Below are 24,966 nucleotides of genomic sequence, written 5' to 3'. Positions count from 1 at the left end.
GCCCGACCGCCGATGCGGTCGGGCTTTTTGTGAAGGCGTGGCTTCGGCATCACGCCGAAGCCGCCTCATCTTTTTATTCGGGAGGAAAATCATGTCGCTTTCGTTTTTGTGGAGCCGGGCCCTGCTGACCGACCGCCGCATTCTGTGGCTGTTGTTCGTCAGCAACCTGATCGGAACGGTATACGGGTATATCTGGTACGGCGACCAGTTGGCCAACGTCTGGCACACGCAGCCGGCGTGGCAGATCGTGTTCGTGCCGGACAGCCCGACGGGAAGCCTGTTCTTTACGCTTGCCCTGCTCGGCCTGCTGTTTCCGCCGGCGTCGCGCTTCATGCGCGGAGCGGTGCGGCTGATCGAAGCGCTGGCGGTCGTCACGTCGGTCAAATACGGCGTATGGGCGATCTCGATCATTGTGTGGGACGCCGCGCTGGGCTACCCGATCGAGCCGCTGAGCTGGATGCTGATCGCTTCGCACGGCGTCATGGCGGTCGAAGCGCTGATGTACGTCCGTTTCTTCGGTCTGGGCGCGCTCTGGCTTATTCCGGCCGCGCTCTGGACATTCGCCAACGATACGGTAGATTATACATACGGGATTTTCCCTTATCTGTCGCCGGAACATTTGGCCCGTCTGGATCAGGTGCGGAATTTCACGGTTGCGCTGACGGCGTTAAGCGTGCTGGCCGGATGGGCGGCGATTACGCTCGCCGGACGGCGCTGGAGGTCGAAACATCCGTCCGGGCGTCGTTCTGGCTAACCCTTGTTATGTCATTGTTTTCAAAATGTCTTTGCGATAACATAGGGAAGAGCGCTGCGGAACATCATCATCAAGCAGCAAACGCGGAAAAGGAGGACCGGCCATGGAGAAAAGTCTGGCGGAAATGCAGCGGGAAGTCGATGGCTACATCTCGCAGTTCAAGGAAGGTTATTTCAGTCCGCTGGCGATGCTGGCCCGGATGACCGAAGAAGTCGGGGAGCTGGCGCGCGAAGTTAACCACAGTCACGGGGAGAAACCGAAAAAGAGCGGGGAAGACGACAATTCGATCGAATTGGAACTGGGCGACATTTTGTTCATTACGCTCTGTTTTGCCAATTCGCTGAATATCGACCTCACCGAGGCGCATGACCGGGTCATGCATAAATTCAATACGCGCGACAAAGACCGTTGGACGCGGATCGACGCCGAAGCGGAGCGGGAGGAGAACGAACAATGAGCAAAACAATCAAAGTGGCGGTAGCCGGAGCAGGCGGAAGAATGGGACGCGAAGTCGTCAAAATGGTGCTGGCGGACGAAGGGCTGGAACTGGTGGCGGCTGTTGACCGGTCGGGAGCGGGCACCGACGCCGGCGAACTCGTCGGCCTCAAGCCGTGCGGCCTTATCGCGACGAGCGACCTCGACGCGGCGCTTGCGCAGACCAAGCCGGACGTGCTGGTAGACTTTACCGTGCCTTCGGTCGTATACGGCAACACCGTGACGGCGATTAAGCACGGGGTACGTCCGGTTGTCGGCGCGACGGGCTTTACGCCGCAGCAGATCGAAGAACTGGACACCTTGTGCCGCGAAGCGAATATCGGCGGGCTGATTGCCCCGAACTTCTCGATCGGCGCGATCCTCATGATGCAGTTCGCGGCCAAAGCCGCGGAATACCTGCCGCACGTCGAGATTATCGAGACCCACGGCGACCAGAAGCTGGACGCGCCTTCGGGCACCGCGATCAAGACGGCCGAACTGATTGCGCAGGGCCGCGAGAAGATCAAGCAGGGCAACCCGAACGAAGAAGAGATTCTGCCGGGCGCGCGCGGCGGCGAATATGAAGGATTCCGTATTCACAGCGTCCGTCTGCCGGGCGTGTTCGCGCAGCAGGAAGTGATCTTCGGCGGGTACGGGCAGAGCCTCAAAATTCGCCATGACTCGTACGAGCGTGCCGGCTACATGCCGGGCGTGAACATCGGCATCAAAAAAGTGATGGAATACGAAGGCATGGTCTACGGATTCGAGCATTTGATGTAGGCCGTTCGATCAATAGAGCCGGAAAGAGGGATTTCGATGAAGGTAGCATTTATCGCGCACGACCGCAAAAAAGACGAGATGGTCAATTTCGTCACCGCTTACGAAAAAGCGTTCGACGGCTGCCAGCTGTATTCGACCGGCACGACCGGGCAGCGGATCATGGAAGCGACCCAGCTTCAGATCCACCGGTTCATGTCGGGACCGCTCGGAGGCGATCAGCAGATCGGGGCTATGGTAGCCGAGAACGAGCTGGATTTGATCATCTTCCTGCGCGATCCGCTGATGGCCCAGCCGCATGAGCCCGACATTACGGCGCTGCTGCGTATTTGCGACGTGCAGGGCATTCCGGTGGCGACGAATGTCGCGACGGCGGAGATTCTCGTCCAGGCGCTGATGCGGGGCGATTTCGGCTGGCGCGAGCTGGTACATAAATACAAGCCGGGACTTCAGGGCAATGAATGAACCGCAGAATCGGCCGCTTGACCTGCTCGTCTTCGGCGCCCATGCGGACGATGCCGAGATCGGAATGGGCGGCACGATCGTCAAGCATACCCGCGCCGGCCTTCGCGTCGGCATCTGCGATCTGACGTTCGCCGAGATGTCTTCGAACGGCACGGTCGAGCTGCGCGTCCAAGAAGCCGAGTCGGCCTCCGCCGTACTCGGCCTCGCCATGCGCTCCAATCTGGGCCTGCCGGACCGCGGCCTGTTTCTGACCGACGACCATCTGCGCAAAGTGGCCGCCGAGATTCGCAAATGGGCACCGCGCGTCGTGTTCGCCCCATATTGGGAAGACCGGCACCCGGACCATATTTCGTGCAGCCGCCTTGTGCAGGAAGCGGTATTCAACGCCAAACTTCGCCGCTACATGCCCGAAATGCCGCCGGTGACGGTGGAGCAGCTCTATTTTTATTTCATTAACGATCCGGGACGTACCGACCTGATGGTCGACGTCACGGACGTGTACGCGGACAAAGAACAGGCGCTGCGCTGCTACGCGTCGCAGTTTACCGGCCCGTCGCAAGGAAGCGACGCTGTCGATACGCCGCTGACCGCGCAGTACGTCGAACGGGTCAAAGCGCGCGATTCGCTGCTCGGCCAAAAAGGCGGGATCGGGTATGCGGAAGGATTCGCTTCCCGGCTGCCGCACAAAGTCGATTTATTTTAACGGATTCCTTGTTCGATCGCGGGGCGAAACCCTTATCGGGAACTCGCGCACAGGAAACTCGCACACCTATTGACCAATCAAGTTGTCCAATCAAGAAACGACCAGGCGCCCTTTATGTGGGACCGGCAAGAAAGGAGTTCCGGGCTTAATGAACGAAACACTCAAAATCGGCATCACCTGCTACCCCTCGCTCGGCGGGTCGGGAGTGGTAGCGACGGAACTTGGCAAGCTGCTGGCGGAAAAAGGACACGAGGTCCATTTTATTACGCACAGCATTCCTTTCCGGTTGGGAGCCTTCCATAAAAATATCCATTATCACGAAGTCGAGGTCAGCGACTATTACGTATTCCGTTATCCGCCGTACGATCTGTCGCTGGCTTCCAAAATGGCCCAGGTGGTCAAACGGGAAAAGCTCGATATTTTGCACGTGCACTACGCGGTGCCGCATGCGGTCTGCGCCTATCTGGCGAAGCAGATGGTCGGCGACGACCTCAAGATCGTCACGACGCTGCACGGAACCGACATTACGGTGCTCGGACAGGACGAGACGCTCAAAGACCTGATCGCCCTCGCCATCAACCGCAGCGACGCGGTAACGGCCGTATCGGCCGACCTGATCGGCCAGACACGCACGGCGCTCGACATTACGCGCGATATCGACCTGACGTACAATTTTATCGACAAAAGAGTGTACTATCCGCGCGAAGTGAGCGGGCTGCGCAGCGAGTTCGCGGCGCCGGACGAAAAAATACTGATGCATATTTCCAACTTCCGTCCGGTCAAGCGGGTGTCCGACGTGATCGAAGTGTTCGACCGCGTCAACCGCGAAGTCCCGTCGAAGCTGCTGCTCGTCGGCGAAGGGCCGGACATGCCCAAAGTCCAAAACAAGATCCGCGAGCTGGGTCTGGAAGACCGGGTGCATTTTCTCGGTAAACAGGACGAAATCGCGCAGGTTATCTCGCTGGCGGATCTGCTGCTGCTGCCGTCGGAAAAAGAAAGCTTCGGACTGGTCGCGCTTGAAGCGATGGCCTGCGGCGTGCCGACGGTCGGTTCCGAAGCGGGCGGCATCCCGGAATTGGTCGAGCACGGCATTACGGGGTATCTGGCTCCGATCGGCGATACGGACGCGATGGCCGCTTATGCCGTCGGCCTGCTGAACAATCCGGCCGAGAAAGCGCGGATGCGCGAAGCGTGCCTCGACCGGGCGCATACGCGTTTTTGCGATCAGAAAATTATGCGCGAGTACGAAGAAATCTACTATCGCGTATTGGGTCGCAGGCTGCCGGAAGCGGTCGTTCAAAGCCGCTGATCGGCGGTCTGCGCCCGGAACGAGACAGAAACGGAGTTGAAGACTGTGACTGTGACGCAGTGGAAGCATGCCGATCCGGAGCAGGTCAGGCTCAGCGCGGACCTGCTTGGCGTCCTTGAAAAAGCGGGGCATACCGCCTGCTGGGTAGGCGGCTGCGTCCGCGACGAGCTGATCGGCCGGCCGGTCAACGATATGGACATCGCCACGTCGGCGCGGCCCGAAGAAGTGATCGGATTGTTTGCGCGCACCGTGCCGACAGGGATCCAGCACGGTACGGTGACCGTGATTTTGGACAAAATGCCGTTCGAAGTGACGACGTTCCGGACCGAATCGGCGTATCAGGACTTTCGCCGGCCGGACGAAGTGACGTTCGTCCGGTCGCTCGACGAAGATTTGCGCCGGAGAGATTTTACGATGAACGCGATCGCCCGGCTGCCGGGCGGACAATACGTCGATCCGTACGGCGGGCTCGCCGATCTGGAGCGCGGCCTGATCCGCTGCGTGGGCGAAGCTCGCGAGCGGTTCCGCGAAGACGCGCTGCGGATGCTGCGCGGAGTGCGGTTCGCTTCCGTGTTCGGCTTCGAACTTGCGCCAAGCACATGGGAAGCGCTGCTTGAACTGCGCGGAAATATGCGCCATATCGCGGCGGAGCGGATCCGCGCCGAACTCGAGAAAATGATCGGCGGGCCGCAGCCGTCCGCAGGGCTGCGGCTGCTTGCGCGCAGCGGCCTGCTGGAGGACGCCCGCATCGGTCTGCAGCCGCAGGCTTTGCGGGCTGCGGCTTCGGAGCGGCTGGACGATCTGCCGCCCAAGCCGGGCGAACTGCGTTGGGCGGCGCTGCTGCAAGGGCTGGGCGTGCCCGGCGACGAAGCGGAAAGCCGGCTCAAAAGCTTGACGTTCTCCGGCGGATTCGCCAAATCCGCTGCGGCGCTGCTGCGGATCGACGAAGCGATGAATACGGCGGGGTTGTTCGAAGGCGCCGCCGAAGCCGGCGGATTTGCGCCACCGCACCAGCCGCGGAAAGCGGACGCGCGGACGGTATTCGTCCGCTGCGTGCTCGATTTCGGCCGGACGGCGGCCGAAACCTGGCTTGCGTACCGCTCCGCGCTGCATGGAGCGGACGAAAAGCTTGCCGCGCGGCTTGAACGCGCGGCCAGTTGGCTGGCGGCGATCCCGGCGGAGTCGCCGCGCGAACTTGCGCTCGGCGGGCACGACCTCGCCGGGCAGCTGGACCGGGCGCCCGGCCCGTGGCTCGGCGCCCTGATCCGGCGGCTGCTCGAAGCCGTCGCGCTCGGCGAGATCGCCAACGAGCGCGAAGCGCTGTTGGCGGAAGCGCTCCGGCTGGAAGCGCTGCTGGCGAAGAACGAGACTCAAGCGCAGAAGGAGGAGCGGCCCATATGACCGAAAGCGAAAAGCGAAGCCTCGGCGAACCGGAAAAATCGGAGTCGTCGGAGTCGTCGGCGCCGGTTCCGGACGGCAGGGAAAATGCAGGCGACAGCCGCGACCGGCTGCTCGATATGTTCGAAGCGGCGGGCGGCGACTATTTGTCCGGCGAGGAGATCAGCCGCCGGCTCGGCGTGAGCCGTACAGCCGTATGGAAGCGGATCGGCCGGCTCAAGGACGCCGGCTACGTGTTCGAAGCCGCGCCCAAGCTCGGCTATCGCCTGGCGGCGACGGCGTCGGCGCTCGATATGCGCCGGATCGCGGCCGAACTTCGGACGGAGCGTTTCGGCCGTAACTTGACCGTACTGGCCAAGACCGATTCGACGCAGACCGAAGCGGAGACACTGGCGCGCGCAGGCGCCCCGGAAGGCACGCTCGTCGTCGCCGAAGAGCAGACGTCGGGCCGCGGCCGTCAAGGCCGCGCCTGGCATTCGCCGCCCGGCCGCGGCGTCTGGATGAGCACGGTGCTGCGCCCGGAAGGGCCGCTGACCGCCGTGCCGCAGCTGACGCTGCTGGCGGCGGTCGCTGTCTGCCGCGCGATTCGCGCCGCAAGCGGCGTGGAAGCCGGCATCAAATGGCCGAACGACCTGCTCGCAGGCGGCCGCAAGCTGTGCGGCATTTTGCTGGAAGCCGTCGTCGAAGACGGAGGCATCCGGCACTGCATCATGGGCATCGGCATCGACGCGAATCTGGAAGAGTCCGATTACCCCGAGGAACTGCGCGACCGCGTCACTTCGCTGCGGCGCGAATCGGGAACGGAAGTCGATCGTTCGGCGCTGATCGCCGCCGTCATGAACGAGTTCGAGACGCTGTACGCGCTGTATGCCGAGAGCGGCTTCGAACCGATCCGGCTGCTGTGGGAATCGCTCAGCGTCACGCTGGGACGAGAGATCGTCGTACGCGACGTGCGCGGCGAACGGCGCGGACGCGCGGAAGGACTCGGCGCGCAGGGCGAACTGCTGATGCGCGCCGAAGACGGAAGCCTCGCCGCCGTCTATTCGGGCGACGTGGAACTGTATCCGGGACCGGCCGGCGGAGCGGGAAGCGGCCAGTAGGCCCGCTCCTTTTTCCGAAGATCGGCAGATGGGATGATTTATCGACAAGGTTTTGGTATACTTGCGATGTGGAGGCGGTATCGGCTGAAGAAAGCCGAACTGCACTGCCGCGAATCGCAACATTGTCTACGTCCGCAGCACTTTCGGGCTCGGCAAGGCCGATCACCCCTGAAGCGGCACACCCGAAGTTTCAATTCTGAAGTTGCAAGCCTGAAGTTGCAAGATCGATTCCGGGCGCAATCGCCCCGGCTGTCGATAACCCTGCAGTTCTGCTCTGAGCCTTACAAGGACCGAGACAGAAGGGAGAAGCGAATCATCGCACCCGTTTCTTCTTTACCTTTCGGCCCTTTTGGTGACAGCAAAAGGCTATTTGTGCTGGACGCAGTTGTAAATCCGGTGCAAACAGCCTCCACTATCCACAAAAGGAGCCTGATCCCATGGCAGCGAAAAGACCGTTAAACGTAGTGAAAATCCGTAAAATGAAACAACAAAAGGAACCTCTGACGATGATTACGGCGTACGACTATCCATCCGCGAAACTGGCGGAGGAAGCGGGCGTGGATCTCATCTTGGTCGGAGATTCCCTCGGCAACGTCGTACTCGGTTACGATTCGACGATTCCCGTCACTTTGGACGATATGGTGTATCATTCGAGAGCGACGGCGCGGGGAGCGGGCAATACGTTCATCGTCGCCGACATGCCTTTTATGACGTACCACGGAAGCATAGATGAAACGCTCAGAGGCGTGCGCCGCCTCATGCAGGAAGGACACGCGCACGCCGTCAAGGTGGAAGGCGGCCTGGAGATCGCTGCCGCCGTCAAAGCGATCGTGCAGGCCGGCGTGCCGGTGCTGGGCCATATCGGCCTGACGCCGCAGTCGGTCAACACGATCGGCGGCTACCGCGTGCAGGGCAAAGACGCCGAAGACGCGAAGCGCCTCATGAACGAAGCGAAAGCGCTGGAAGAAGCCGGAGCGTTTGCGGTCGTGCTGGAGCTGGTGGCGGAAGAGACCGCTGCGGCGATCTCCCGCGAACTGTCAATCCCGACGATCGGTATCGGCGCCGGCCGCGAATGCGACGGCCAGGTACTCGTCTTCCATGACGTGGTGAAGTATGCTTCGCCCTATATGGAAAAAAGATTCGTCAAAACGTTCGCCGACGTCGGCGAGCAGATTCGCGGCGGCATCGCCGATTACGTGAACGAAGTGAAAAGCCGGGCATTCCCGGCCGAACAGCATGTGTTCAAAGCGGACGAAGGCGTCAGCGAATCGCTTGATTCGCTCTACGGCGGCGGACGTGCGGCAGCCGACAGCGCCCAGCCGGAAGCGGCATCTGCCGAGCAGAAGAAAGTGGGGGCGCAAGGATGAAGATCGCCACCACGATCGTCCAGGCACGCGCCCTGATCGCCGGGCTGCGCGAAGAACGCCGCGCTTCGGCGCAGGGCAATGCCGTCGGCTTCGTGCCGACGATGGGCTATCTGCACGAAGGGCATGCCAGCCTGCTTCGGCGTTCGCGCCAGGAGAACGGCGTGTCCGTGCTCAGCATTTTCGTCAACCCGATCCAGTTCGGGCCGGGCGAAGACCTTGACCGCTATCCGCGCAGCGAAGAAGCCGATCTGAAGCTGGCCGAGCGCGAAGGCGTGGACGTCGTGTTCCTGCCTTCCGTGGACGAGATGTACCCGGAAGAACGCAGAACGACTGTCACGGTCACGGGAGTCACCGAGCGTCTGTGCGGCGCTTCGCGCCCGGGCCATTTCGACGGCGTGGCGACGGTCGTCTCCAAGCTGTTCCATATCGTCAAGCCGGACCGGGCGTACTTCGGCGCCAAAGACGCCCAGCAGGTCGCCGTGCTGCAAAAGATGGTGACCGACCTGAATCTGGACGTTGTCATCGTGCCGTGCCCGATCGTGCGCGAAGCGGACGGCCTTGCGCTCAGTTCGCGCAACGTGTATCTGAGCGCCGAGCAGCGCCGGGAAGCGCTCGTGCTGTCGCGTTCGCTGCGCGAAGCACAAGCCCGCATCGAGCTGGACGGCTCCGTCACGTCGCGCGAGATCACGGACGAGGTGACGCAAGCGATCCAGGCTTCGTCGCTCGCCGAGATCGATTACGTGGAACTGCTGACGTTCCCGAATCTCGAACCGCTTGTCGCAGACCGCGAAATGGCCGACCTTCGGCTTTCCGGCGGTTCGGTCATCCTCGCGCTTGCCGTCAAGTTCGGTTCGACCCGCCTGATCGACAATGTCATTATGAAGCTCAAGGAGGCTGACCTGCATGCATAGAACGATGATGAAATCCAAAATCCACCGCGCAACCGTCACGGAAGCGAATCTCAATTACGTCGGCAGCATTACGATCGACGAAGATTTGATGGAAGCGGCCGATCTGCTGGAAAATGAAAAAGTCCAGATCGTCGACAACAACAACGGCGAACGTCTGGAGACGTACGTCATTCCCGGACGGCGCGGAAGCGGCGTGATCTGCCTGAACGGCGCGGCCGCCCGCCGCGTGCAGCCGGGCGATACGGTCATCATTATCTCGTACGCTTCGATGTCGAACGAAGAAGCGCATCTGCACAAGCCGACGGTCGTGTTCGTGGATGCGGACAACCGCGCTGTCGAGACGGCCGTGAAGGAAATTCACGCGACGATTCGCTAAACGGCGAATCCCGGCCTGCCGGGGATGCCGCGCCCAACCGTTTTCCCGTTTTTTACAAGCGGGGAACAGACCCTATTCGAACGAGCAGCGAGATGCTTTCCGCCGCGGGACGCGGCGCGGAAGCCTCGCTTTTTTTGGGCCCGGATCGGTGGTGAAGAGTTTCCCAAACTGCAGTTTGTCTGTTATGCTGATAGAGAAATACGACGGAAAGGATTTATCGACTCCATGAAATTTGCCGTGCTGGACTTTGAAACGACGGGCACTCAGGCATCGGATGCCATCATCCAGATCGGGCTGAGCGTCATCGACCACGATCTGCGGATCGTGGATACGTACCAATCGCTGGTTAACCCCGGCGTCCCGCTTCCGTCGTTCGTGTCCGAACTGACGGGAATCCGCGAAGAACAGCTCGGCGAAGCGCCGGTGCTGGACGAAGCGATCATCGGGATGATTCCGCTGCTCGGCGACGCCGTCCTCGTCGGACATAACGTGGCGTTCGACTTCGGCTTTTTGCAGCGTGCGCTCGACCAGACCGGATATCTGCCGTTTACCGGCCGGATTCTGGACACGATCGACCTGCTGCGCATTTTGTACCCTTCGATTACGAGCTACCAGCTCGGCGCGGTGTCTTCGCAGTTCGGCGTGCCCCACGAACGGCCGCATCAGGCGGATAGCGATGCGTTGGCAACGGCGCACGTTTTTTTGCAATGTCTGGAAGAGGCCCGTTCGCTGCCTTTGGTTACGCTGCAGCGGATCGCCGAACTGCTGGCAGGCGATAGCGATTTGGGCTGGTTTTTCCAAACGCTGGTCGAGGAGAAAGAGATGGAACCTCTTCAGGAAAGCGGCGAATTCAAATTCTACCGCCAGTTCGCGCTCAAAACGGGGGAGTGGGCCGAAGTGCCGCCCGCCCGCGAGATCCGCGACGGCAATCCGCTCGAAGATGTGCCGTTCGGCGATTTTCTGGAACAGGTGCAAAACAATCTGCGCGCCGAGCTGCCGGGTTACGAAGAACGCGAATCGCAGAACATCATGTTCGAAAAAGTGCAGGAAGCGTTCGGAAGCGACAAGCATCTGCTGATCGAGGCGGGAACGGGGACGGGCAAATCGCTCGGCTACCTCATTCCGGCCATTTACGAGAGCGTAAAAAAAGACCGCAAAGTGATGATCAGCACGCATACGATCAACTTGCAGGAACAGCTGCGCGAACGCGACGTTCCGCTGCTGAACCGCGTCGTGCCGTTCGAATTCCGCGCTTCGGTGTTCAAGGGACGCCAGCATTATCTGTGCATGCGCAAGCTTGAACAGAAGATCGACCGGCGCGAATTCACGCATCCCGCGGACGACGTCCTGACGGCGGCGCAGCTGCTCGTCTGGCTGACCCGCACGCAGAGCGGGGACGACGAAGAACTGAATCTCGGTATCGGCCGCGGCCAGGATTTTTGGGACACGATCGCGAGCGAGACGGATTCCTGTCTGGGCCGCGCCTGTCCCTGGTTCCGCAGCTGTTATTATTACCGGGCCAAGCATGAAGCGTCCATGGCCGACGTCGTCGTGACGAATCATTCCAAGCTGTTCTCCGACGTCAAGGCGGACGACCAGCTGCTGCCTGCCTACGAGCGTCTCGTTATCGACGAAGCGCATCACCTCGAAGACGTGGCCGGCAAGCATCTCGGGCTGCACCTGAAATATTTCTCGTTCGTGCATGCGATGACCCGCTTGTACAAGGACGGCAAGAACGGGCAGCTGCCCGCCCTGCGCCAACTGCTTGGCAAGATCGGGCACGAGAAGAAGAATGAATGGAACCGCGCGATCGACGAAGTCATTCCCGAGTTGATCGACGCCAAAGAAAGCTGGGACAAACTGACGGAGCTGCTGTACACGCTGCTGCCCGACCGGGTGGACGTGTCGGCGCCGGAAGCCGGCCAGCATACGCTGCGCCTGACGGCGGGCGAATATCCGAAAGGCTGGGATACGCTCTCGACGCTGGAAGACCAGATCTACGTCGGGCTCGGCGAAGCGATCCGCCGCGGGGAACGCATGGCGGCTTCCGTCAAGGAAGACAGCGGCGACTACACGGCCGAAGGTCTGGCGACCGATATTTCGGGTCTGTTCAAAGACCTGTCCGAAGCGCGCGAATCGCTGCGGTTCTTCATGCGGCTCGACGACGGAAGCACGGTCTACTGGCTCGAAGGCAGCTCGCAGTTCAAAAGCAAGTCGCTGCAAATGTACGCGGTGCCGATCGACGTCAGCGCCCAGCTGCAGCAGCACTTTTTTGATAAAAAGAAAAGCGTCGTTCTCACTTCGGCCACGCTCGCCGTGGACAAAAAGTTCGACTACATGATCGATCAGCTGGGTCTGCGGGAAGCGGCTGTGCAAAAAAGGCTGTTGACGGAAGTGCTGCCGTCGCCGTTCAATTACCGGGAGCAGGCGCTGCTGATCGTCCCGCGCGATTTCCCGAGCGTCAAAGGGCAGATGGCCGACGCTTCGTTCCTCGCCGCGCTGACCGATTCGCTGGCGCGCACGGCGGAAGCGACGCAGGGACGCATGCTCGTGCTGTTCACGTCGTACCGGATGCTGCGCCAGGTGTACGATCCGCTCAAGGAACTGCTCGGCGCTTCCGGCATTTCGCTGATTGGGCAGGGCGTCGACAGCGGAAGCCGAAGCCGCCTCACCCGGCGGTTTCAGGAGAACGCGAAAACGGTGCTGCTCGGCACGAGCAGTTTCTGGGAAGGGGTCGATATTCCCGGCGACGCGCTGACGTGCCTCGCTATCGTGCGGCTGCCGTTCCAGCCTCCGAGCCATCCGCTGCTGGAAGCCAAAAGCGAACTGCTCAAGCGCCAGAACCTCAACCCGTTCATGAAGCTGTCCGTGCCGCAGGCCGTTATCCGCTTCAAGCAGGGGTTCGGCCGCCTGGTGCGTACGCGCCGCGACCGCGGCATCGTGATCGTCTACGATACGCGCGTGATCGAATCGTATTACGGCAAATACTTTTTATACTCGCTTCCGGGTCCCAAAATGGAGCATATGGCGCTCGACCAAATCGTGCCGAGAGTCGCCGAATGGCTGGAACCGGAAGAGAAGTCGGATTAACTTTTCCCCTGGGAGGGACATGGAATGAAAGCGGAAAAAATTTCGGAAGCCGTCGTTCGTAGACTTCCCGTTTACCTGCGTCACCTGACCGAACTGCACAAACGCGAAGTGATGACGGTGTCGTCGCAGGAACTCGGGCAGAAACTGGATCTCAATCCGGCCCAAATCCGGAAAGACCTTGCGTATTTCGGCGATTTCGGCCGAAAAGGCATCGGCTACGACGTCTCGTACCTGATCGAGAAAATTCGCCATATCCTCAAGCTGGACCGTCCGATCAACGTGGCCCTGATCGGCGCCGGCAATCTGGGACATGCGCTGTCCAACTATAATATGTACCTCAAGGAAAGCATGAAGATCGTCGCCGTGTTCGACTCGTACGCGCCGAAGGTCGGCACGCAGATCAACAAGCTGACCGTTCAGCCGATCGAACAACTGAAGCCGACCGTGCAGGAGAAAAACATTCGCGTCGGCATCATCACCGTGCCCGATTCCGAAGCGCAGCGCGTCGCCGACCAGCTGGTCGAAGCCGGCGTCGAAGCGATTTTGAATTTTGCGCCGACCGTGCTCAAAGTGCCGGCCGATGTGCGGATCCATGCGGCCGATTTTACGACCGACCTGCTCAGCCTGGCTTACTACCTCGATAACGGAAAGGAAACCGAAACCCATGACAACGACAAACCATCCGAACAAGTGGATCGTTAGAAACGGCGTATTCGCCACCGGCGAACGGGAAGGGGTCGTCCGCGGCTGCATGATCGTCGACGGAGACACCATCGCCTATATCGGAACCGAAGAACCGGAAGACGCGCGCGATCTGCCGTCGATCGACGGCAAAGGACTGCTGTTTATGCCGGGTCTCGTCAACAGCCACGGCCATACGGCCATGTCGCTGCTGCGCGGATACGGCGACGATATGGTGCTGCAGGAATGGCTGCAGACCAAAATGTGGCCGATGGAAGCCAAGTTCACGTCGGACGACGTGTACTGGGGCAGTTCGCTGTCGATCGTCGAGATGCTCAAAAGCGGCACGACGACGTTCCTCGACATGTACGACCATATGGACCGCGTGGCCGAAGCGGTCGTCCAATCCGGCATGCGGGCGTCGCTGACGCGCGGCGTGATCGGGCTGTGCTCGCAGCAGGAACAAGACGACAAGCTGAATGACGCGATCTCGTTCGCCAAAAACTGGCATGGCCAGGCGGATGGACGCATCACGGTCATGATGTCGCCGCACGCGCCTTATACGTGCCCGCCCGCTTTTATCGAGCGTTTCGTACAGGCGGCGCACGATCTGGATCTGCCGCTGCATACGCATATGTCGGAAACGGCGGCGGAAGTGGAGCAGAACGTACGCGAATACGGGCTGCGTCCGGTCGCGCATCTGGAGAAGCTCGGCTTCTTCTCCCGCCCGTCGATGGTGGCGCATGCCGTCCATTTGACGGACGAAGAGATCGCGATGCTTGCGGCCAACCGGATAGCCGTCTCGCACAATCCGGGCAGCAACCTGAAGCTTGCGAGCGGCGTGGCGAAAGTGCCGCAGCTGCTCAAAGCGGGCGTCGTCGTGTCGCTCGGCACAGACGGCGCAGCCAGCAACAACAATCTCGACATGTTCGAAGAGATGCGTCTGGCCGCGCTGATCCACAAAGGCGTGTCGGGCGATCCGACCGCCGTGCCGGCAGCCGAAGCGCTGCGCATGGCGACGCTGCATGGCGCGCAGTCGCTGTACCTCGACAATCTGGGCACGCTCGAAGCCGGCATGAAAGCGGACTTCGTCGCGCTCGATATCGAGCAGGCCCATTTCCTGCCGCGCACCGATTACGTGTCGCATGCCGTGTATTCGGCGGCCGGTCAGGACGTGCGGCATGTATGGGTAGACGGCATCCAGATCGTCAAGAACCGCGAGTGCCTGACGCTGGACGAAGAGAAAATCCGGTTCGAGGCCCAGTCGGCTTTCGAAGGGCTGTTGGCCCGCTAAGCCGGACACCGGGAGGATACACAACGTGAGCAAGCGCACGAAAGTCATTTTGCTGACCCTGCTCGTCGTGCTGATTTTGCTGGCGGGAGCGTATTTGTACTATATGCTCTCGATGCAGGGCAGAACGGACGAACGCAACGCGGCGATCGCTTCGGCGCGTACGCAGGGACAGCTGACGGAAATCGAACGGGCCGACAAATGGGTCTGGGGCGAAAATTCGATCTTCTGGGTCGTTCAAGGAACGACGGCGTCCGGCGAGGAGCAGTATGTCTGGCTGAAATATACGCCGGAAGGCACTCCGGCATCGGGCGAGAACGCGTTTCGCTCGATGCCGGTCGCCGGAACGATCACCCGGGAAGACATGTGGGATCGGGCCGAAGCGGAGCTTCCGGACGCCAAACTGATCCGGATGCTTCCGGGCGTGTACGGCAACCAATACGTCTGGCAGGTGTTCTACGAACAGCAAGATACGCATTACTACCGCTTCTACAGTCTCAAAGACGGCAGCGCCGTCGGAGAAGCGTTCGATCTGCCGGATTGGTAAGCCGAAGTGTTCGGCAATCTTCCGGCGCATAGCGTATAGAAAAACCCGATTCTCCGAAATGGAGAGTCGGGTTTTTTCGGCGTTCCTCGGATACGTCGGAAAAGGTCGGATAAGTCGGGTACGACGCATACGTCGCCTATTTCGCGCAGAATGAGCCGGATGAGCCGGAGTCGGCTCGACGACGAAAAAGCCTCTTCCCGGACGGGGAAAGGTTTTTTATAGGGCTATAAATGCTGCGCGTTTTTGCACGCTTCTAGGAAGAACCAGGCGGAAAATTGACGTTTTGGCGGTCAAAACCGTGCCAAGCAAGCACCTGCCAAGAGCCGTGCGAATTAGAAAATGGGAAAACGGTGTGATATACTTATGTTTAACGAAGGGGTAAATTTGGATTACAGAAGGAAACGATCGTTGATGGTTTGACGGTTTTGCGTGCGCCAAAAAGCATTTTGCGAAAATGCTCAAAACGGCGCCGTATCGATGATGGATGTCATACTCGGGTCTGAATTTCAAACACAGCATGAAGAGGAGAAATGCCCATTGAAAATCCGTATTCTGCCTATCGCCCTTACAGCGGCTTTGTCGCTGATCGTCCTGCTCGGCGGCTGGTTTCTGTATCGCCAGACCGCAATCGAACGTCCTATCGCAAAAATGCTGCAGAATTACCCCGGCGTTACGAGCGCCCAAGTGGACATTACCCAAAACCGTGCCGTGTTGAAACTCGATCTGGAATCGAATGTCGATCTTCGCGGCATGGTCGCCCAACTTCGCAAAGAAGAAGGCGAACTGCTCAAAAGCCGTTCGGTCGTATTCGATATCGCCGACCATTCCACGCCGGATATCGAAGCGCTGTGGAGAGAAGCTTCCTTCTCGGTCGCCGAAGCGATGGCCAACAAACGGTACACGCTCATTACGGACACGCTGTCCGAAATTCAAACCGAAAATAACGGCTATACGATCTCAAGCGATATGGACGAACATTATATTTACGTAGCTTTAAGCTCCGCTTCGGACGAACAGGCCAACAAGTACATCATTTTGCCGCTGCATGCGGCGCCAGGAATTGGGGGACAAACGAATGCCTAGAGGAATAACGGAAATACTGATCGGTTTCGCGGCGGCGCTCGTTCTTTTCCTCGGTTTTATCGGAGTCAACATGATGCCGTTCGCCGTGCTGGCGCTGGTCGGCGTCGGCATTTTCGCCGTCCTGCAAATGAAGGGCGGACTTGCGGTGGGCGCGGCCCAGGATCGCAAACGCAAAAAGCAAAAGCCGGAAAAGTTCACGTTCGAGCAGATCGGCGGGCAGGACAACTCCAAGCAGGAGCTGCGCGAAGCGCTCGATTTTCTTATTAAGCACGAAGAGATCAAGAAGCTTGGCATTCGTCCGCTCAAAGGCATTCTGCTGACGGGTCCTCCGGGAACCGGCAAGACGCTCATGGCCAAAGCGGCCGCCCATTATACCGATTCCGTGTTCGTCGCCGCTTCGGGCAGCGACTTCGTCGAGATGTACGTTGGCGTCGGCGCGGGCCGGGTCCGCGATCTGTTCAAGGATGCGCGGACCCGCGCAGCCCAGGAGAAAAAGCAGAGCGCGATCATTTTTATCGACGAAATCGACGTGATCGGCGGCAAGCGCGAAGGCGGCCAGCAGCGCGAGTACGACCAGACGCTGAACCAGCTGCTGACCGAGATGGACGGCATCTATAACAACGAAGAACCGCGGATTCTCGTTATCGCCGCGACCAACCGCAAAGAAATGCTCGACAGCGCGCTGCTGCGCCCGGGACGGTTCGACCGCCATATCCAGGTGGACCTGCCGGACAAAAAAGGCCGCAAGCATATTCTCGAACTGCATGCGACAAGCCGTCCGGTATCGCCGGAAGCGGATCTTGACCGGATCGCCGAAGAAGCGTACGGGTTCTCGGGCGCCCAGCTCGAAAGCGTCATGAACGAAGCCGCGATCTACGCGATGCGCGAAAAAGCGGCCATGATCGGGCAGCAGCATCTGTCCCGCGCGATCGACAAAGTCATGCTCGGCGAGAAGACGGACCGCGAGACGAGCGCCGAAGAAAAGCGCCGCGTCGCGATTCACGAACTCGGGCATGCGATCATGGCCGAAGTGCTGCGTCCGGGCAGCGTAAGCCAGGTGGCGCTCAGCCCGCGCGGACAAGCGCTCGGCTACGTTCGCCATAATCCGCAAAAAGAACAATATCTGTACACGAAGCAGTTCCTCGAAGAGCAGATCATGATCGCCCTCGCCGGTTCCGCGGCGGAAGAGCTGTATTACGGAGGCCGCAGCACCGGCTCCCGCGGCGATTTCGAGCAGGCGCTCAACCTCGTCGAGAACATGATCGTCTCGGGCCTGACCGATCTCGGCATCGTCAGTCTCAAGATGCTGACGCAGGAAGAATTGATGAAGCATAACGACAAAATTTTGCGCGCTTTGACAGACTCGACCCGCGGCGAACTCGACCGTTACCGTCAGGTGTTCGAAGGTTCGCTCGATATCCTTATGCGCGAAGAAGTGCTGTCCGGCGATCAGTTCCGGGCGCAGTTCCGCGAATTGGTACAGCTGCCGGCGTAAGCCTCAAGCCGAAGCCTCAGGCCTAAGCTCCAAGATCCGTTTCCCTGCTTGACGAGAAGCTTCCGAAAACTTTTGCCTGCAGGCGAAGGTTTCGGGAGCTTTTTTTGCGCGACTGTCGGTCCGCGTGAACGTTCCCGGGTTGGAAGCGGGAGGGGCGGGGGACTCTACCGGAGCCCCGGCGCGGACCTGTTGGAGGAATGGATACGCGGTGCTCACAAAATATCCGCAAGTGACGGAACACTTCCTTGTCGAAAGGAGGTATGATAAAACTGTGTGTCCTTCTCCGGCAGACTCGAATATTTTTGGTTTGCAATTTCTTTTTTACATTTCGGGTATGCTAAGATATGATTAGATGTTGGGAATGCAAGACGCTCATGTCGGCTGTAGGAGTGGACAATCTTGCAAGAGAGACCAGAAAGGATGAATACTAGAGATGAATTTCAAAAAAATAGGCGTCGTGGGCGGCGGGGTTATGGGACAAGGCATCGCGGAGATGCTCGCTTCCCGCGGCCTCGACGTGCTGCTGGTCGAGAAAAACAACGAAAAGCTTGAACATGCGTACAGCATGATCGAAAGCAGTCTGGACAAGAAGCTGGAGAAATGGGGCATTACCCCCGCAGAGAAAAAGCTGACCTTGTCCAGAATCGCGAAAGTGACGCATTTTGCGGAACTCGGTTCGTGCGATCTCGTCATCGAGACGATCTCCGAAGACCTGGAAGCGAAAAAAGCGGTATTCGCCCAGCTGGACCAAGTGTGCGCGAGCCATATTACGCTTGCGAGCAACACGTCCGCGCTGAGCCTTACCGAAATCGGCAGCTCCACGATGCACCCGGAGCGCGTGATCGGCATGCACTTCATCTATCCGGTCGCTTCGATCAACCTCGTGGAACTGATCCGCGGGCTGAAGACGTCCGACGATGTCGTCGACGCGGCGAAATATTTTGTGGAAGAAACGCTCGACAAAAAAGGCATCATGGTCTACGAGTCTCCGGGCTTTGTCAGCACCCGCCTGATCTGCACGCTGATCAACGAAGCGCTGCACGTGCTTGAAGAAGGCGTGGCTTCGGCCCAGGATATCGACGATGCGATGCGTATCGGCTACCAGTTCAACCGCGGACCGCTCGAAATGTGCGACCGGTTCGGTCTGGATTCGGTACTCGCGGCGCTCGAAGGCATGTTCCGCGAATACGGGGACATCAAGTACCGTCCGGCATTCATTCTCAAAAAGATGGTGCGCGCGGGACAACTCGGCACGAAGACCGGCGAAGGATTTTTCAAGTACGACAAGGACGGTGACAAACTGTGAAAGTTCTCGTAATCAACTCGGGGAGTTCCTCGCTTAAATATCAGTTGTACGACATGACCGACGAATCCGTTTTGGCCAAAGGTCTGGTCGAGCGGATCGGGATGGACTCGTCCATTCTGACCCACAAGCCGGCCGATAAGGAAGAAGTCGTGGAAGTGAGCGAGATTCTCGAACATAACACGGCAATCCGCAAAGTCATCGACAAGCTGACCGACAAAACGCACGGCGTGCTCGCAAGCGTCGACGAGATCAATGCGGTCGGTCACCGCGTCGTGCACGGCGGCGAATTCTTCAATGAATCCGCACTCGTGGACAAGGAAGCGAAGAAAAATATTCGTGCCCTGATCGACCTGGCTCCGCTGCACAATCCGGCTGCCGTCATGGGCATCGAAGCTTGCGAAGTCAACATGCCCGGCGTGCCGCAGGTTGTCGTGTTCGACACGGCGTTCCACCAGACGATGCCGGAAAGATCGTATCTGTACGCTATTCCGCGTGTCCTGTACAGCAAGTACAAAGTGCGCCGCTACGGTTTCCACGGCACGTCGCATTATTACGTCAGCCTCGCGGCAGCCGAGTTCCTGGGCAAGCCAATCGAAGACATCAAGATCATCACGGCGCATATCGGCAACGGCGGCAGCCTGACAGCGATTCAGGGCGGCGTATCCGTCGATACTTCGATGGGCATGACTCCGCTCGAAGGCCTGATGATGGGTACGCGTTCGGGCGACCTTGATCCGGCGATCGTGCCTTACGTCATGAACAAGGAAGAACTGACCGTAGGTGAAATGAATTCGATGCTCAACAAGCACAGCGGTCTGCTGGCGATTTCCGGAATCAGCAGCGATATGCGCGACATTACGGACGGCTGGGAAAAAGGCGAACCGAACGCGAAGCTTGCTTTTGAAATGTACGAATATCGCCTGCGCAAGTATATCGGTTCGTACGCGGCCGCGATGAACGGCGTGGACGTGCTGGTGTTCACGGCCGGCGTCGGCGAAAATTCCGCGATCGTGCGCAAAGCGGTCTGTGACAACCTGTCGTACCTCGGCATCGAGATCGACGAAGAACTGAACAAGATCCGTTCCGGCGACGCGCGCCGCATCTCCACACCAAATTCCAAAGTGGAAGTGCTCGTCGTGCCGACGAACGAAGAACTTGTGATCGCCCGCGATACGTACCGCATCGTGGAAGAAAGCCAAGCTTAACCTACAGGAGAGGAATGACTCGCATGTCCACCAAAACAGACATTCGCGGCGTCAGCAGCCATGTCGGCGAGACCGTCAAAATCGGCTGCTGGGTCAACAACAAACGCTCGAGCGGCAAAATCCAGTTTCTTCAGCTTCGCGACGGCACCGGGTATATCCAGGGCGTCGTCGTCAAAAGCGAAGTTTCGGAAGAAATCTGGAACGATGCCAAAAGCTTGACGCAGGAAAGCTCGCTCTACGTGACGGGGATCGTCCGCGAAGAACCGCGCAGCAAATCCGGCTACGAGATGACCGTAACGGGTATCGAAGTGCTGCACCTGACCGAAGACTATCCGATCACACCCAAAGAGCACGGAGTCGATTTCCTGATGGATCACCGCCATCTGTGGCTGCGTTCGACGAAGCAGCGCGCGGTCATGGTCGTGCGCGCACAGATCGTGCGTGCGATCCGGGAATTTTTCGATACGAGAGGCTTCACGCTGATGGACCCTCCGATCCTGACGCCGTCTTCGGCCGAAGGCACGACCGAGCTGTTCCATATCAAATATTTTGACGAAGACGCGTACCTGACCCAGAGCGGGCAGCTGTACATGGAAGCGGCCGCTATGGCGCTCGGCAAAGTCTACTCGTTCGGCCCGACGTTCCGCGCCGAAAAATCCAAAACGCGCCGCCACCTGATCGAGTTCTGGATGATCGAGCCGGAGATGGCGTTCGTGGAACTGGAAGAAAGCCTGGAAGTCCAAGAACAGTTCGTCAGCCACGTCGTGCAGTCCGTTCTGGACAACTGCAAAGCGGAACTGGAAACGCTGGAGCGCGACGTGAGCAAGCTGGAACAAGTCACGGGCTCGTTCCCGCGCATCACGTACGACGAAGCGATCGAATTCCTGAACAACAACGGCTTCGACGTACCGTGGGGCGAAGATTTCGGAGCGCCGCACGAGACGGCGATCGCCAATCACTACGACAAACCGGTCTTCATCACGCATTATCCGGCGGAGATCAAAGCGTTCTACATGAAGCCCGATCCGAACCGCCCGGAAGTCGTGCTGTGCGCCGACATGATCGCACCGGAAGGCTACGGCGAGATCATCGGGGGTTCGCAGCGGATCGACGATCCGAAGCTGATGGAAGAGCGTTTTGCCCAGCATGAGCTGTCGTCCGACGCGTACCAATGGTATATGGACCTGCGCAAATACGGTTCCGTTCCGCACTCCGGCTTCGGCCTGGGTCTGGAGCGTACCGTGGCCTGGATCTGCGGACTCGATCACGTCCGGGAGACGATTCCGTTCCCGCGCATGCTGTACCGCCTCTATCCGTAAGGCGATTTACGCATGCTGCGAAGAGCCGATCAGGCAGGCGGAAGGAGGAACAAGCGGGTGAATGACGAAGCCTGGAAGACTTGGGCCATGGGAGTCTCCTATGCGATGGAATCGCCGCAGGTTCATCTTCCCCATGCCCTGCTGCGTTTTTACCGCAAGATGGACCTTACCCTGGAGGAGACGATGCTGCTGATTCAGCTTATCGCTTTCCGTCAGGCCGAATTGAACGATTTTCCGACGCTCGAAGAGCTGCGCGACCGCACCGGCCTTGAACCGGGCGAACTGGCCGCGCGGCTCCAGCGGCTGATCAAGGACGGCTTCCTCGCGATCCACGAAGACGAGGATACACCGTCCGGCATCCGCTACGAGCGCTACAACCTGGCCGGCCTGTACGAACGTCTCGCCGGCTGCCTGGCCGAGGAGCGGCGCAGCCAGCGCCGCGCCGAACGCCCGGCCGTTCCCGAAGAGGAAGTCGAGCTGGTCGATAACCTGTTCCGCATTTTCGAACAGGAATTCGCCCGCCCTCTGTCCCCGATGGAATGCGAGACGATCTCGATCTGGATCGACCAGGACAGCTACCCGGAAGAGTTGATCCTGCTGGCTTTGAAAGAAGCCGTGTTCGCGGGCAAACTTCATTTCCGGTATATCGACCGTATCCTGCTCGAGTGGAGCCGGAACCGTGTTCGTACGCCCGAAGACGTCCGTGCCTATTCCCAGAAATTTAGAGGGCAAAGGTGATTCCCGATTTTCGAGCGTTAGCGAGAGAGAGGGAAACACCGGGCAGAAAAGGGGTTTCCCGATTTTCGAGCGCTAGCGAGAGAGAGGGAATCACCTGCACTTATGCACTTATCCCCACCCCGCCGAATTCCACCGTTTGAGCCTCGGCGAAAACGAAGAAACTCGGCGCGCCGCCACTAGCGCGGCTTCACCGCTTTGCCCACCGGGCAGAGCGGTTTTTTAATCCCCAAAATCGCCCACAAAAAAACCGGCCCCCCTTTTCGGGAAGACCGGTTTTACACATTTTTTTCAGGCAATCGTACGCACGCTTGGCAGACCGCGAAGCGATCGTCGATTAACGACGTAAGCGCACTTATTTCAACCGAACAACCGTCGAAATCACACTTAACTGCACCAATCCACTTATTTTTCGAAAAAAACGGATTTTCGACGCCTGTAAGGTGAATTAACTGCTCTCCCGCAGTTATTCCCGCTCAAGCGCCCCAACAGCGCGAAATAGCTGCTCTCCCGCAGCTATTTCCACTCACATGTGCTCACATACTCACGCACAAGCACAAGCGCTCACACGCTCACGCACTCACACTGCCGCTCAAGCGCTCCCGCCCCCAAGCCGCAGCCCTACCGCGCAAACCCCTACTCTTTCACCGCGCCAACCACGATCCCTGTCACGAAGTACCGCTGCAGGAACGGATATACGATCAGGATCGGCAGGGCGCTGATAAAGATTTGCGAAGCGCGGATCGTCCGCTGCGACAGATTGGCGACCGCTTCGGGATCAAGCTTCGACATGTCGGCCTGCACGATGATCGTCTGCATGAAGCTGGCCAGAGGAAGCTTTTCGGAATCGCGGATATAGATGATGCCGTCGAAATACGCGTTCCAGTGTCCCACCATCATGAACAGCGACACGGTCGCGATAACCGGCAGCGAGAGCGGGAGATAGATGCTGAAGAACGTCCGCAGATGACCGGCGCCGTCGATAAACGCGGCTTCTTCGAGGTCTTTCGGAACGCCGCGGAAAAAGTTCAGCAGCAGGATGATGTTGAACACGGCGACGAGACCCGGCAGGATCAGCGCCCAGAGCGAGTTCATCAAGCCGAGCTTGAGGATCAGGATGTAACCGGGAATCAGACCGCCGCTGAACAGCATCGTGACGACGAAATACCACAGATACACGTTGCGGGCGGCAAACACGCGGGTTTCTTTGGACAGTGCGTAGGCGGCCGTCGTGTTGACGACGAGCGCAAGCGCCGTGCCGAGGATCGTCCGCTGCACCGATACCCAGAGCGAAGACAGGAAGTTGGCGTTATCGAACGTTTTGGCATAAGCCTCGAACGTGAACCCGATCGGCCAGAACGTGACCAGTCCGGCGTTGGCCGGAGCGGTCGAGCTGAGCGACACCATGAGCAGGTGCAGCAGCGGCAGCAGGCAGGCGATAGAGATGACCGTCAGAAATATATTGTTGCAGATGCTGAAAATGCGGTAAGGCAGCGTTTTGTGGTACATGGGCAAGATCTCCTTTCGGCTCGGTGGACTAGAAGATGCGGTATCCGGCGAAGCGGTAAGCCAGACGGTACGAGACGGCGATCAGGATGAGGCTGATGACCGACTTGAACAGGTTCACGGCTGTCGCAAAGCTGAATTGTCCGCTGAGCAGGCCTTCCCGATACACGAAGGTGTCGATGATGTCGCCCTGCTGGTAGATCAGCGGGCTGTACAGGTTGAAGATCTGGTCGAAGTTGGCGTTCAGCACGTTGCCGAGCGCGAGTGTCGCGATTACGATAGCGATCGGTACGAGCGACGGGATCGTGATATGCAGCGTCTGTTTCCAGCGCGTCGCCCCGTCGACTTCCGCCGCTTCGTACAAGGCGGGATTGATGCCCGACAGCGCGGCGAGGAAGATGATCGTGTTGAAGCCGAACTCTTTCCACACGTCGCTGACGATGATCGTGAAGCGGAACCAGTTGCCGTCGCCGAGGAAGAAGATCGGCTTCGTGCCGAACAGATGGACGATGAACTGGTTGATCAGGCCCGTCTGCGCGAGCATGTCGATCAGGATGCCGGACAGCGTGACCCACGACAGAAAGTGCGGCAGATACACGAGCGTCTGAATCGAACGCTTCAGCGCCATTTTTCGCACTTCGTTCAGCAGCAGCGCGAATACGAACGGCACGATCAGGTTCATGACGATCTTGGTGCAGGCAAAAAACAGCGTATTGCCGGTAATTTTGAGGAAATATTCGTTTTCCCACATGTACTGAAAATGTTTCAGGCCGACCCACGGCGACTCGGCAAATCCGAGCGCTGGTTTGTAATCCTGAAAAGCCATCACGATGCCGCTCATGGGAATATAAGAAAAAATAAAGACCATGACGGCGGCCGGAAGGACCATCAAATGCAGGATCCAGGGCTGCCGACGGCCTCTTTTTCTTTTGCCGCCGCGCGCCTCCGTTTTGTTCGTCCGCTCGCTTAGATTCGCTTCCATTGCGTTCCCCCGCTTCCAAATGTGTGTGGTGCGTCTCTACGTTCTCTGCTATATATAAATAGTACCAAGCAAGTGCGCGGCGAGATATATAA

General features: G+C 59.1%; 23 protein-coding genes. 21 read left to right on the top strand and 2 right to left on the bottom strand.

The window, feature by feature from the left end; all coding sequences use genetic code 11:
* The first annotated feature begins 91 nt into the window (after positions 1-91).
* From FTE24_RS19905 to FTE24_RS19805, 21 genes are all read left to right on the top strand, one after another.
* Positions 92-754: a DUF1405 domain-containing protein gene (locus FTE24_RS19905; protein ID WP_150229671.1), complete on the top strand. Its 663-nt coding sequence runs from the start codon at positions 92-94 to the stop codon at positions 752-754.
* A gap of 103 nt (positions 755-857) precedes the next feature.
* Entirely contained in the window at positions 858-1,211 is a 354-nt protein-coding gene (locus FTE24_RS19900; protein WP_150229669.1) for a nucleotide pyrophosphohydrolase, read from the top strand.
* The gene (gene dapB / locus FTE24_RS19895) at positions 1,208-2,008 is read left to right on the top strand and encodes a 4-hydroxy-tetrahydrodipicolinate reductase (RefSeq protein ID WP_150229667.1); all 801 of its coding nucleotides are present in this window, start codon (positions 1,208-1,210) and stop codon (positions 2,006-2,008) included. The genes FTE24_RS19900 and dapB overlap by 4 nt, the downstream gene beginning before the upstream one ends.
* 36 nt (positions 2,009-2,044) lie before the next feature.
* Positions 2,045-2,470 (top strand): methylglyoxal synthase, encoded by a 426-nt coding sequence (locus FTE24_RS19890; RefSeq protein WP_170314886.1) that lies wholly within the window; start codon positions 2,045-2,047, stop codon positions 2,468-2,470.
* Positions 2,463-3,173 (top strand): bacillithiol biosynthesis deacetylase BshB1, encoded by a 711-nt coding sequence (bshB1, locus tag FTE24_RS19885; RefSeq protein ID WP_150229665.1) that lies wholly within the window; start codon positions 2,463-2,465, stop codon positions 3,171-3,173. Before FTE24_RS19890 ends, bshB1 begins: the two co-directional genes overlap by 8 nt.
* A 148-nt stretch (positions 3,174-3,321) precedes the next feature.
* Positions 3,322-4,482 (top strand): N-acetyl-alpha-D-glucosaminyl L-malate synthase BshA, encoded by a 1,161-nt coding sequence (gene bshA, locus FTE24_RS19880; protein WP_150229663.1) that lies wholly within the window; start codon positions 3,322-3,324, stop codon positions 4,480-4,482.
* 45 nt (positions 4,483-4,527) lie between these two features.
* Positions 4,528-5,883 carry a CCA tRNA nucleotidyltransferase gene (locus tag FTE24_RS19875; protein ID WP_337190072.1) on the top strand — a complete coding sequence of 452 codons (1,356 nt, stop codon included), beginning with the start codon at positions 4,528-4,530 and terminating at the stop codon, positions 5,881-5,883.
* Between the two features lie 116 nt (positions 5,884-5,999).
* The gene (locus tag FTE24_RS19870) at positions 6,000-6,980 is read left to right on the top strand and encodes a biotin--[acetyl-CoA-carboxylase] ligase (protein ID WP_237401864.1); all 981 of its coding nucleotides are present in this window, start codon (positions 6,000-6,002) and stop codon (positions 6,978-6,980) included.
* 437 nt (positions 6,981-7,417) lie between these two features.
* Positions 7,418-8,347 (top strand): 3-methyl-2-oxobutanoate hydroxymethyltransferase, encoded by a 930-nt coding sequence (gene panB, locus FTE24_RS19865; protein WP_150229657.1) that lies wholly within the window; start codon positions 7,418-7,420, stop codon positions 8,345-8,347.
* Complete coding sequence (gene panC, locus FTE24_RS19860) at positions 8,344-9,258, top strand: pantoate--beta-alanine ligase (protein WP_150229656.1); 915 nt, start codon at positions 8,344-8,346, stop codon at positions 9,256-9,258. Before panB ends, panC begins: the two co-directional genes overlap by 4 nt.
* A complete protein-coding gene (panD, locus tag FTE24_RS19855) occupies positions 9,251-9,634 on the top strand; it encodes an aspartate 1-decarboxylase (protein ID WP_141445871.1) in 384 nt (127 codons plus the stop codon). Before panC ends, panD begins: the two co-directional genes overlap by 8 nt.
* A gap of 225 nt (positions 9,635-9,859) precedes the next feature.
* Positions 9,860-12,724: an ATP-dependent DNA helicase DinG gene (dinG, locus tag FTE24_RS19850; RefSeq protein WP_150229654.1), complete on the top strand. Its 2,865-nt coding sequence runs from the start codon at positions 9,860-9,862 to the stop codon at positions 12,722-12,724.
* 24 nt (positions 12,725-12,748) lie between these two features.
* On the top strand, positions 12,749-13,426 hold the full coding sequence (locus tag FTE24_RS19845; RefSeq protein WP_150229652.1) for a redox-sensing transcriptional repressor Rex: 678 nt from the start codon (positions 12,749-12,751) through the stop codon (positions 13,424-13,426).
* On the top strand, positions 13,389-14,699 hold the full coding sequence (locus FTE24_RS19840; protein WP_150229651.1) for an amidohydrolase: 1,311 nt from the start codon (positions 13,389-13,391) through the stop codon (positions 14,697-14,699). The genes FTE24_RS19845 and FTE24_RS19840 overlap by 38 nt, the downstream gene beginning before the upstream one ends.
* Before the next feature lie 25 nt (positions 14,700-14,724).
* The gene (locus FTE24_RS19835) at positions 14,725-15,243 is read left to right on the top strand and encodes a DUF5590 domain-containing protein (RefSeq protein WP_150229649.1); all 519 of its coding nucleotides are present in this window, start codon (positions 14,725-14,727) and stop codon (positions 15,241-15,243) included.
* A 537-nt stretch (positions 15,244-15,780) separates the two neighbouring features.
* Positions 15,781-16,326, top strand: a complete 546-nt coding sequence (locus tag FTE24_RS19830) for a heavy-metal-associated domain-containing protein (protein ID WP_150229647.1) — start codon at positions 15,781-15,783, stop codon at positions 16,324-16,326.
* Positions 16,319-17,821: an AAA family ATPase gene (locus FTE24_RS19825; RefSeq protein ID WP_150229645.1), complete on the top strand. Its 1,503-nt coding sequence runs from the start codon at positions 16,319-16,321 to the stop codon at positions 17,819-17,821. Before FTE24_RS19830 ends, FTE24_RS19825 begins: the two co-directional genes overlap by 8 nt.
* Positions 17,822-18,254: 433 nt before the next feature.
* The gene (locus FTE24_RS19820; protein WP_141445864.1) at positions 18,255-19,127 is read left to right on the top strand and encodes a 3-hydroxyacyl-CoA dehydrogenase family protein; all 873 of its coding nucleotides are present in this window, start codon (positions 18,255-18,257) and stop codon (positions 19,125-19,127) included.
* A complete protein-coding gene (locus FTE24_RS19815; RefSeq protein WP_150229643.1) occupies positions 19,124-20,332 on the top strand; it encodes an acetate/propionate family kinase in 1,209 nt (402 codons plus the stop codon). Before FTE24_RS19820 ends, FTE24_RS19815 begins: the two co-directional genes overlap by 4 nt.
* Positions 20,333-20,355: 23 nt before the next feature.
* Positions 20,356-21,651 carry an asparagine--tRNA ligase gene (asnS, locus tag FTE24_RS19810; RefSeq protein WP_141445862.1) on the top strand — a complete coding sequence of 432 codons (1,296 nt, stop codon included), beginning with the start codon at positions 20,356-20,358 and terminating at the stop codon, positions 21,649-21,651.
* A 57-nt stretch (positions 21,652-21,708) separates the two neighbouring features.
* Complete coding sequence (locus tag FTE24_RS19805; protein ID WP_337190070.1) at positions 21,709-22,389, top strand: DnaD domain-containing protein; 681 nt, start codon at positions 21,709-21,711, stop codon at positions 22,387-22,389.
* A 633-nt stretch (positions 22,390-23,022) separates the two neighbouring features.
* Here FTE24_RS19805 and FTE24_RS19800 read toward each other — a convergent pair.
* Both FTE24_RS19800 and FTE24_RS19795 read right to left on the bottom strand, forming a co-directional pair.
* Positions 23,023-23,895 carry a carbohydrate ABC transporter permease gene (locus FTE24_RS19800; protein ID WP_141445861.1) on the bottom strand — a complete coding sequence of 291 codons (873 nt, stop codon included), beginning with the start codon at positions 23,893-23,895 and terminating at the stop codon, positions 23,023-23,025.
* A gap of 28 nt (positions 23,896-23,923) precedes the next feature.
* Positions 23,924-24,781: an ABC transporter permease gene (locus FTE24_RS19795; RefSeq protein ID WP_415663132.1), complete on the bottom strand. Its 858-nt coding sequence runs from the start codon at positions 24,779-24,781 to the stop codon at positions 23,924-23,926.
* Positions 24,782-24,966 lie beyond the last annotated feature (185 nt).

It is taken from the genome of Saccharibacillus sp. WB 17, from assembly GCF_008634075.2.
Taxonomy (GTDB): Bacteria; Bacillota; Bacilli; order Paenibacillales; family Paenibacillaceae; genus Saccharibacillus; species Saccharibacillus brassicae.
This window is presented reverse-complemented; position numbering and strand designations above follow the sequence as displayed.

What these genes read in the sequence shown, in the direction of transcription:
- FTE24_RS19905 (WP_150229671.1), top strand. Translation starts at nt 92, where the DNA reads ATGTCGCTTTCGTTTTTGTGGAGCCGGGCCCTGCTGACCGACCGCCGC.
- FTE24_RS19900 (WP_150229669.1), top strand. Translation starts at nt 858, where the DNA reads ATGGAGAAAAGTCTGGCGGAAATGCAGCGGGAAGTCGATGGCTACATC.
- dapB (WP_150229667.1), top strand. Translation starts at nt 1,208, where the DNA reads ATGAGCAAAACAATCAAAGTGGCGGTAGCCGGAGCAGGCGGAAGAATG.
- FTE24_RS19890 (WP_170314886.1), top strand. Translation starts at nt 2,045, where the DNA reads ATGAAGGTAGCATTTATCGCGCACGACCGCAAAAAAGACGAGATGGTC.
- bshB1 (WP_150229665.1), top strand. Translation starts at nt 2,463, where the DNA reads ATGAATGAACCGCAGAATCGGCCGCTTGACCTGCTCGTCTTCGGCGCC.
- bshA (WP_150229663.1), top strand. Translation starts at nt 3,322, where the DNA reads ATGAACGAAACACTCAAAATCGGCATCACCTGCTACCCCTCGCTCGGC.
- FTE24_RS19870 (WP_237401864.1), top strand. Translation starts at nt 6,000, where the DNA reads ATGTTCGAAGCGGCGGGCGGCGACTATTTGTCCGGCGAGGAGATCAGC.
- panB (WP_150229657.1), top strand. Translation starts at nt 7,418, where the DNA reads ATGGCAGCGAAAAGACCGTTAAACGTAGTGAAAATCCGTAAAATGAAA.
- panC (WP_150229656.1), top strand. Translation starts at nt 8,344, where the DNA reads ATGAAGATCGCCACCACGATCGTCCAGGCACGCGCCCTGATCGCCGGG.
- panD (WP_141445871.1), top strand. Translation starts at nt 9,251, where the DNA reads ATGCATAGAACGATGATGAAATCCAAAATCCACCGCGCAACCGTCACG.
- dinG (WP_150229654.1), top strand. Translation starts at nt 9,860, where the DNA reads ATGAAATTTGCCGTGCTGGACTTTGAAACGACGGGCACTCAGGCATCG.
- FTE24_RS19845 (WP_150229652.1), top strand. Translation starts at nt 12,749, where the DNA reads ATGAAAGCGGAAAAAATTTCGGAAGCCGTCGTTCGTAGACTTCCCGTT.
- FTE24_RS19840 (WP_150229651.1), top strand. Translation starts at nt 13,389, where the DNA reads ATGACAACGACAAACCATCCGAACAAGTGGATCGTTAGAAACGGCGTA.
- FTE24_RS19825 (WP_150229645.1), top strand. Translation starts at nt 16,319, where the DNA reads ATGCCTAGAGGAATAACGGAAATACTGATCGGTTTCGCGGCGGCGCTC.
- FTE24_RS19820 (WP_141445864.1), top strand. Translation starts at nt 18,255, where the DNA reads ATGAATTTCAAAAAAATAGGCGTCGTGGGCGGCGGGGTTATGGGACAA.
- asnS (WP_141445862.1), top strand. Translation starts at nt 20,356, where the DNA reads ATGTCCACCAAAACAGACATTCGCGGCGTCAGCAGCCATGTCGGCGAG.
- FTE24_RS19800 (WP_141445861.1), bottom strand. Translation starts at nt 23,895, where the DNA reads ATGTACCACAAAACGCTGCCTTACCGCATTTTCAGCATCTGCAACAAT.
- FTE24_RS19795 (WP_415663132.1), bottom strand. Translation starts at nt 24,781, where the DNA reads ATGGTCCTTCCGGCCGCCGTCATGGTCTTTATTTTTTCTTATATTCCC.